Raw genomic sequence first — 9,140 nt, forward strand, 5'->3', positions numbered from 1 at the left:
GACGGATTGTCGGCAGCGTCGATGTGCCCCACAACCTCCGAAACGCCGGCTTCAGGCACCGACAGTACGGCGCCGCACGTAGGCCGTAGGTGTCTCGCCGGCCCAGCGGCGGAATGCACGGGCAAAGGATTTGTCCGAGTCGTAGCCTATAGAGGCCGCAACCTGCGCAAGGCTCTGGCGGCTATTGCACAGCCGTTCTGCGGCCAGCGCCATTCGTAAGGCGACCAGGTAGTCCATCGGCGTCACTTCCAGGCAGCGCCGGAACCGTTCGGTGAACACGGTTCGCGAGACAAGGCCAACCCTGGCCATCTGCTCCACGGTCCACGCCCGGGCAGGGTCGGCATGCAGATGTTGCAGCACTCGCGCGAGCGCGGGATCTTGCAGTGCCCTTAGCCAGCCCGTGGGGGCGCCCTTCGCATCGACGAGGTGTCGCCGCAATACATGCACAAGCAGGAGGTCCGCGATGCGGGCGGCGACGAGTTGCCATCCCGGCTGCTGGGCGAATGTTTCGTCGATCAGCGATTCGGCGGCCATTGCCAGTGCAGCCGTGCCGGCGACTTCCTCCTCGCGGATGATGATCAGCCCGGGCAGTGCGGCGATCAGTGCCGCTTCGCCCAAGGCGGGCATCCACAGATGCAGCGAGAGCAGTTCAGTGACCGGCCCCCGGCCATCGATCGAAAACGCCAGCGGATGATCGCCATGCTGACCAATCTGATGGCGTGCGATCAACGGCGCGAAAGGTTGCGGTGTGATGTTGGGGGCGGAGGCAACGGTGTGGGCGCCACCGTTTGGCAGTACCACGATGTCGCGCGGGCCGACGCGCTGGGGCTCCATGCCTTCCAATCCGATCCAGTAGGGCGCACCACGAGCCAGGCGGATCAGCAGGCCCTCCACCCCGAGCGAATTTAGTGCCCAGGGGGCTGCGAGTGTGAAGCAAGCCGTCGCCGCCCGCTCCGAACGGCAACTGGCGAGCACCTGGCTGAGCACATCGGGAGCTACTCCATGCGATGCCAGAGCCCGGTCATCCGACGTCCCAATCTTGAGGCTGGAAGCCATTGCATTTATCCAGTCACGGCTGCCCCGGCCTGCATCAACATCAGGGCATCGGCCTCGCGGAATCCATATGTCCGGTGCCCCTTCGCATCTTTCGCGACAGTGCTACGCAGGGCCCCACAAAGCGCGCACACAGGCAAGCGCAGGAGATCTTGATCATTTTCCTTCACCTTCTCAACTGCGTATTTCAGCGATCGTAGCCGGCGACCGCACGCGGCGGTGGGCAAGTCGTGTTCGGGATCACGTCGCGAGCGGGTCTATGCACGCGCCGGGCTCCATGGTGGCGCCCGCGAAGTCGTCAAGCAGCACCACGTCCGCGCCCGCCCGTTGCGCTAGGCGGCGGCTGAAACTGCCTACTGGGAGGTCGAAGGACAGCTAAGTGCCGCGCCGCGTTGAACGTCGCCTAATGGCCAATTCTGTTGAAAAACTCGGTTTCGGCGTTGCGACTCACTCGATTGCTGCGTAGGAGGCGTTAAAGGTGCACTCGACGTACCGCGCAGCCAACCTCAGCGCGAAACTCGCCTTGGCGCCTCTACGCGGCTCTGATGAGCATCGACGCAAGGCGCGGGCACCGCGCCTGACTTCTGGGTGTCGGCAAGTCTTGTCGCTCAATCGAGTTTTTCAACAGAATTGGCCGAACTGAGTCTTCGGTCATCGCCGTGCGAAAGGCGGCTCCCGCAGCAGAACGGCATTTCCCCTTCGGCCTTTGGACGGCAATTCCGGGCCCCAATCCGGTCAACCGAGGCGACGAATTCGCTGGCATAAAGCGGTCACTCAATGCCGTTTCATCTTCCGGGGTCGCGCGAGCCGCCGATGTAGGGCAGTGGCTGCCGGATCCGCGCCCGATACTGCCGTCGTGGCGAGCGGTTCGGCGCGGCCTCGGTGACCGCTAGGCGCGGCCGGACGGGCGGCGCGCGCCGCACACGGCCCTACACGAGGACTACGAGGCTGCTGCGCATACGGGCGGGCGACCCTCTGCGGTGACGCGTGGGGGTATTCGCGTCGGATGGTACAAGATGAGCTTGCCATGTTGGACGAGTTCGATGCGGCACGCTAAGTCTTTCGCGAGCGCGTCGCCGAACATGGCGGCGCATCGTCGACACGGCCGGCGATTCGGTGCTCGCCACGAGTTGCTTTTTCCCTGATCCCCACTTGTAAGTCGTCGTGCCCAGCCGCTAGGCCGGGCCGGTCGCACTTTGACTCAGGGCTTTGCGCTCGGCGTGGCCTTGCCACAGCAGCAAGAAGGCTCCAGACACAATCAGCGCCGCATTGCCTAGCGCTAAATGCAGTAGCGAGTCCCACAGCAGTGGCGCGATCAGGCCCGAACCCAGTGCCATGAGGGCGAACTGAATGAACATCTGGGTGGATGCGGCCAGGCCCGCGTTGTTGCCCACGGGCTGCAGTGCATGGCCCAGGAGTAGCGGCATGGACATGCCGATGGCATACGACCCCACCGCGAGGGGAAGCAAGTGCGCCAAGCCTGGAGGGACCGCACTTGCCAGCCCTAGGTTCAACAGGATGGCCAGCAAGAAAAAGCCATAGCTGATACGTATCGCGCCCCGCATGCGAAAGCGCTCCAGCCATCGTGGCAGGGTCGCAAAGCCCAGACTCATCGCCACCATGATCGGCCCGAAGACCAGATACATCTCCGTGACCGAACGGCCAAGCAGTGTCACGAGGAATTGCGCAGCGCCTGCCACATAGATGAACATGGCGACCCAATTGAGCCCATGCGCAAGCGACACGCGCATGAACTGTGCCGAACCAAACACGGCACGGTAGCCGGACAGGATGTTGCGGGCATTGAGGGGCTGACGACGCTCCGGCGGCAACGACTCCGGCAACTTGCGCGCGTACACAATCAGCATCAGCGCGCCGACCGCACCAAGAAAGGCGAACACCGCGCGCCACCCCCAGAATACGGTCAGCCAGCCCGCCAATACCGGCAGAACTATGGGGCCCGCGGTCTGGATCAAGCTGGTGCGGGCGATCATTTTCTGTGCGGCTTCGCCGCTGTACAGATCGCGGATGATGGCGCGCCCGAGGATCAGACCCGAGCCCGCCGCCAATCCCTGCACGATGCGCAGCGCCCACAAGTGTTCGATGCGAGTCGCCAGCAAGCATGCGAGGGAAGTCACGGTGAGTACCCCAAGCGAGGCGAGCAACACCACTCGGCGGCCCAACGCATCGGCCAGCACCCCGTGCCACAGAGCCATGAAGGCGCTGGCCAACAATGACAGGGACAGCACCTGCTGCGCTTGCGGTGGGGACGCACCCAGATCCTTCTGCAGAGCTGGCAACACGGGAATCAGCATGTCGTTCCACAGGGATGTAAGTACACCCATGAACCCCAGCAATAGCAGCATGTGTGCGGCCTTGATGGGGGTGGCCGGTGAGGGAGCGTCGGGTAGCGTCGCGCTGGCGGTCGTCATGGTGTTCTTCAGCAAAGATTCAGTGATCGAACAAGAACGACCGGCTTCGCGCGGCTGCTCTCGTCGTCAGAACGCTTTCGGCAGGAATTCATTGATCGAGTACGCGCCGTCTACGATGCTGTCGCGCAAGCCGTGCACGCGCGTCAGCAGGTGGTCCGCGTAGAAGCGTGCCAATGCAATCTTCTGTCGCATGAACTCGGCATCCTCGCCGTCGGCCCGCTTGCGCTCCGCCACCATCAGCGCGCGGCCGAGCTGCCAGCCCGCCACGAGATTGCCGGCCAGCATCAGATAGGGCACTGAACCGGCGTAGACCGCGTTGGGGTCGGTCTTGCCGCGGATGACGACGAAATCGACCACGTCGAGAAAGGCACGGCGCGCGGCAGCCAGGCGGGTGGCCACTGCATGCGCCGCCTCGTTGTCGCAACGGACCAGTGCCGTCTCCGTCGCCTCGATCTCGCCGGCAAGGGCTTGCGCGAAGGCACCGCCGTCGCGCGCCGTCTTACGGCCCACGAGATCGTTGGCCTGGATCGCGGTCGTGCCTTCGTAGATCGTGAGGATCCTGGCATCACGCAGGTACTGCGCCGCTCCAGTCTCCTCGATGAAGCCCATGCCGCCATGCACCTGCACGCCGAGGCTGGCCACTTCCACGCTCGCTTCGGTGCTGTAGCCCTTGACCAGCGGCACCAGGAATTCATAGAAGGCCTGAGCACGCTCGCGGACTTGCGCGTCGGGATGCGCGTGCGCGGTGTCGTATGCCGACGCGGCGGTGAGTGCCATCGCGCGACAGCCTTCGGTCAGCGCGCGCATCGTCAGCAGCATGCGGCGCACGTCGGGGTGATGGATGATCGCACCGGCGCCCGGCAGCGAGCCGTCAACCGGTCGGCCCTGTACGCGATCCTTCGCGTACGCGACAGCCTTCTGGTAAGCGCGTTCAGCCACTGCGATGCCCTGCACGCCCACCGCGTAGCGCGCGGCATTCATCATGATGAACATGTACTCCAGGCCGCGGTTCTCCTGGCCGACGAGGTAGCCCACGGCGCCTCCGTGATCGCCGAACTGCAGGACGGCGGTGGGGCTGGCCTTGATGCCAAGCTTGTGTTCGATGCTGACGCAGTGCACGTCATTCCGGGCACCCAGGCCTCCGTCGCTGCCGACCATGAACTTCGGCACAACGAACAGGCTAATGCCCTTGACACCCTCGGGCGCGCCGGTGACGCGTGCGAGCACAAGGTGCACGATGTTCTCGGCCATGTCGTGTTCGCCGTAGGTGATGAAGATCTTGGTGCCGAAGACCTTGTAGGTTCCGTCGGGTTGCGGTTCTGCACGGCTGCGCACCAGCGAGAGGTCGCTGCCGGCTTGCGGCTCGGTCAGGTTCATCGTGCCGGTCCATTCGCCCGAGACCATGCGCGGCAGATAGGTCTGGCGCAGTTCGTCGGAGCCGGCGATCAGCAGCGCCTCGATCGCGCCATCGGTGAGCAGCGGACACAGCGCGAAGCTCAGGTTGGCGCTGTTGTTGATCTCGATGCAGGCCGCGCCTATCGTCTTCGGCAGTCCCTGGCCGCCGAAGGCGGCAGGGTGCTGCAGGCCCTGCCATCCGCCTTCGGCATATTGGCGATAAGCGTCCTTGAAGCCGGGCGTCGTGGTCACGACACCGTCTTTCCAGGTGGAGGGGTTCCTGTCGCCCTCCGCGTTGAGCGGTGCGATCACGCCTTCGTTGAAGCGCGCGCATTCCTCGAGCACTGCCTGCGCGGTGTCGGCGCCAGCCTCCTCGAAGCCAGGCAGCGTGGCCACCTCGTTGAGTCCGGCAAGTTCGGTCATGCAGAACAGCATGTCCTTGATGGGGGCTTGATAGCTCATGGGGATTTCCTTGAATTCGATACTGGGTCAGTCCAGAGCCTTGACCAGTTCCGGCACGGCCGTGAACAGGTCCGCCACGAGGCCGTAGTCGGCCACGCTGAAGATCGGGGCTTCTTCGTCCTTGTTGATCGCCACGATCACCTTGGAGTCCTTCATGCCCGCCAGATGCTGGATCGCGCCCGAGATGCCGCAGGCGATGTAGAGCTGAGGCGCGACGATCTTGCCGGTCTGGCCCACTTGCCAGTCGTTCGGGGCGTAGCCTGCGTCGACGGCTGCGCGGCTGGCGCCCAGGCCTGCGTTGAGCTTGTCGGCGAGCGGTGCCATCACCTCGGTGAACTTCTCCGCGCTGCCGAGAGCCCGGCCACCCGAGACGATGATCTTGGCTGCGGTCAGTTCGGGGCGTTCGCTCTTGGTCACTTCACGGCCCACGAAGCTCGACTTGCCGCTGTCGGCCACGCCGTCCACGGTTTCAATGGCTGCGCTGCCGCCGGTTGCTGCTGCCGCATCGAAGCCCGTGGTGCGCACCGTCGCGACCTTGATGGCGTCGGAGCTTTGCACGATGGCAATCGCGTTGCCGGCATAGATCGGGCGCTCGAAGGTGTCGGGGCTGTCGACCTTGGTGATGTCGCTGATCTGGGCCACATCCAGCTTGGCGGCCACACGGGGCGCGACGTTCTTGCCGTTGGCCGTGGCCGGGAACAGGATGTGGCTGTAGTTCTTGGCGATCGCGAGCACCTGGGCGGCGACGTTCTCGGCAAGGTTCTCGGCCAGGCTCGGGCTGTCGGCCACGATCACCTTGGCAACGCCTGTCACCTGGGCAGCGGCCTTGGCGGCTTCGGCAGCGTTCGCGCCGGCCACCAGCACGTGGACATCGCCGCTCGCGCAAGCGATGCCTGCGGTCACGGTGTTCAGGGTCGCCGGCTTGAGCGTGGCGTGGTCGTGTTCGGCAATAACAAGTACGGTCATGATCAGATCACCTTGGCTTCGTTCTTCAGCTTGTCGACGAGGGTCGCCACGTCGGGCACCTTGATGCCGGCACCGCGCTTCGGGGGCTCGCTGACCTTCAGGGTCTTCAGGCGCGGCTTGACGTCCACGCCCAGGTCCTCAGGCTTCACGATGTCGAGCTGCTTCTTCTTGGCCTTCATGATGTTGGGCAAGGTCACGTAGCGCGGCTCGTTCAGGCGCAGGTCGGTGGTGATGACTGCGGGGAGCGAGAGGGAGATGGTTTCGAGGCCGCCGTCGACTTCACGCGTGACATTGACCTTGTCGCCGGAGACTTCGACCTTGGAGGCAAACGTGGCTTGGGGAAGATCGGCCAATGCAGCCAGCATCTGGCCGGTCTGGTTGGCGTCGTCATCGATGGCCTGCTTGCCGAGGATGATCAACTGGGGCTGCTCCTTGTCGACCAGCGCCTTCAGCAGCTTGGCGACGGCCAGCGGCTGCAGCTCTTCGGTCGTCTCGACCAGGATGCCGCGATCGGCACCGATGGCCATGGCCGTGCGCAGGGTCTCCTGGCACTTCGCATCGCCGCAGGACACGGCGACGACTTCGGTCACAACGCCTTTCTCCTTCAAACGCACGGCCTCTTCGACGGCAATCTCGTCGAAGGGGTTCATGCTCATCTTCACATTGGCGATGTCCACACCGGTGCCGTCGGACTTGACGCGCACCTTGACGTTGTAGTCAACGACACGCTTGACAGCTACGAGAACTTTCATTGCTTTATCTCCATCTATTTTCATAAACAAGTCGACAGCCCGTGCTTAGCGAACGAGCCGGCAACCGATCTTTGTCAGGCATCCATGAGCACCATGCCCATCGATTCAGCCACCATGACCGGGCGCTCCTGTGCTCCTTCGATGAAGGCCGTGTTTCGGCAGCGCACCAACGTGCGGCCAGGGCCCTTGGCCTCCACTTCGGCCAGCTCCACCTGGACCACAACGCGCGAGCCTGCTGGCACCGGTGCGAGAAAGCGCACCTTGTCGAATCCATAGTTCAGGACGTTAGTGGCGTCGTGCGGGTACACGCCCAACTCGAACTGCGCCGTGGGAACAAGCGACAGCAAGAGAAGCCCGTGTGCGATCGTGCTGGCGAACGGCGTCTGCAAGCGTGCACGTTCGACATCGACGTGGATCCACTGGTCATCGCCGGTGCACTCGGCGAAGTGGTTGATGCGGCTCTGGTCGAGCAGCGTGGAAGTCGAACAGCCGAAATCATGACCGAGGTGGTCATGCAGGGTGTCGACGCAGTAGTTTGTTGGATAGGCCAATGGAGGCTCCGGCAAGAAAATGGAAATGGGTTCGATGAACTTGTGCGCGCAAAGGTGCGCTCAGGCGGGTTGAGCGCCGTCGATGAGATGGCGCCCCGTGTCCCGTTCGTAGCTGCGCGAGGCCAGCACAAAGAAGACAGCCGCCGCGAGCGCCAGGACCGGTGTCAGCGTCAGCGCAACCTTCAGCCCAAATGTGTCCGAGAGCATGCCAACGATGATCGGGCCCGGAGCGAGGCCGAGCAGGTTGTTGGCCAGCGTCATCGTCGCAGTGACCGTCGCACGCACGCCGGGGTGAGTGACATCGCATGCGAGGGCCGTGGAGCACCCGCCCTGTGCGGCCGCAAACAGGGCGCCGAGGAAGATCAGGCCCAGTCCCAGCGGACCGGGCGGTAACGCAAACCCAGCGATCAGGGTCACTGCCGTGAGCACAGAATAGACAGCCGGTACCAGGGCGCGGCGCCTGGGATGCCGGGCGCTCAAGCGGTCCGCCATGCCGCCGCCGAAGATCATGCCGACGCCTGCTGCCAGCACTGCCACGCCAGCCATCAAGGCAGCCTTCTTGACGTCCATTCCGTAAAAGCGGATGAAATAGGTGGGCAGCCAGGCGATCAGCATCGCCGGCATCGCCATCTGAAGGCCGCTTGCGAGATAAGCGAAGTTGCCGGAGCGGGCGGCGAACACCTCGCGCGCCATCCGGGCGAGGCTCAATCGCGCCGTGGCGGCATTGCCCTTGCCCTGGGGAGCAAATTCGACCGTCTTGTAGTCACGCACGACAAATGGATAGATCAGTGCCAATACCAGTCCTGGCGCGCCGACGACGAAGAAGGCCATGCGCCAGCCCGATTGCGCAGCGACTGCGCCGCCGAGGACCACGCCGAGCACCGAGCCGAACAAGCTGGCCGACAGGAAAGCGCCCAGAACTGCCGCACGCTGCCGTGCGGGAAATACATGTGCCAGCAACGCGGCACCGGCCGCGCCGTAGGCCGCCTCACCCAGGCCCACGAAAGCTCGCGCCACGAGCAACTGTCCGTAGCTTTGCGCGAGGCCGCAGGCGATGGTCGCCAGGCACCACACGAAGGCCATCACCGTAATGCTCTTGACCCGTCCCCAACGATCGGCGATCAGCGAGATCGGCACCGTCAACAGGCCAACGACGAGCGCGACCACGCTCACCAGCATCCCGAGTTGCGAGTCCAGCAGCCCCCACTCGAGCTTGAGGACCGGAATCACGGCGCCGATGACCTGTCGCGACAGGTAGTCAGACAGCATCAGCCCGAAGGTGAGCGCAAATACCGCCCACGCATAGAAGCGCGATAAGCGGACTGGATCGTGTGAAGGTACGTGGGCCGCGGCGGCTGACACGGAGGGGTTCATGGCGGTTGTCTCTTGTTTCTTGTCACTTCCTGGACGAGACCAGGCCTCAGGCGGCCACGCGCATCGGTACGCCGCGCTGGCCCTGCGCGCGGTTCGGTGCGAATCCGATCCGCGCCAGCGTCTCTTCCGTGCTGCGGTAGGTCTCGCCGATCCGG

At 64.2% G+C, this 9,140-nt stretch carries 7 protein-coding genes; all 7 read right to left on the minus strand.

Annotated elements, in window-relative coordinates; translation table 11 throughout:
- Positions 1-51 precede the first annotated feature (51 nt).
- The 7 genes from QTI04_RS33125 to QTI04_RS33155 all read right to left on the minus strand — a co-directional run bounded on the left by QTI04_RS33125 (position 52) and on the right by QTI04_RS33155 (position 8,985).
- A complete protein-coding gene (locus QTI04_RS33125) occupies positions 52-1,056 on the minus strand; it encodes an AraC family transcriptional regulator (RefSeq protein ID WP_286619485.1) in 1,005 nt (334 codons plus the stop codon).
- Between the two features lie 1,172 nt (positions 1,057-2,228).
- Positions 2,229-3,485, minus strand: coding sequence for a multidrug effflux MFS transporter (locus QTI04_RS33130; protein WP_286619486.1), 1,257 nt, complete (start codon positions 3,483-3,485; stop codon positions 2,229-2,231).
- Between the two features lie 66 nt (positions 3,486-3,551).
- A complete protein-coding gene (locus QTI04_RS33135) occupies positions 3,552-5,342 on the minus strand; it encodes an acyl-CoA dehydrogenase (protein WP_286619487.1) in 1,791 nt (596 codons plus the stop codon).
- Positions 5,343-5,369: 27 nt separating this feature from the next.
- Entirely contained in the window at positions 5,370-6,308 is a 939-nt protein-coding gene (locus QTI04_RS33140) for an electron transfer flavoprotein subunit alpha/FixB family protein (RefSeq protein WP_286619488.1), read from the minus strand.
- Positions 6,309-6,310: 2 nt separating this feature from the next.
- Entirely contained in the window at positions 6,311-7,060 is a 750-nt protein-coding gene (locus QTI04_RS33145; protein WP_286619489.1) for an electron transfer flavoprotein subunit beta/FixA family protein, read from the minus strand.
- Positions 7,061-7,134: 74 nt separating this feature from the next.
- Positions 7,135-7,611, minus strand: coding sequence for a MaoC family dehydratase (locus tag QTI04_RS33150; protein ID WP_286569401.1), 477 nt, complete (start codon positions 7,609-7,611; stop codon positions 7,135-7,137).
- Between the two features lie 60 nt (positions 7,612-7,671).
- A complete protein-coding gene (locus QTI04_RS33155) occupies positions 7,672-8,985 on the minus strand; it encodes an MFS transporter (RefSeq protein WP_286619490.1) in 1,314 nt (437 codons plus the stop codon).
- Between the last annotated feature and the right edge of the window lie 155 nt (positions 8,986-9,140).

This window comes from Variovorax sp. J22R115 (assembly GCF_030317005.1).
GTDB lineage: Bacteria > Pseudomonadota > Gammaproteobacteria > Burkholderiales > Burkholderiaceae_C > Variovorax.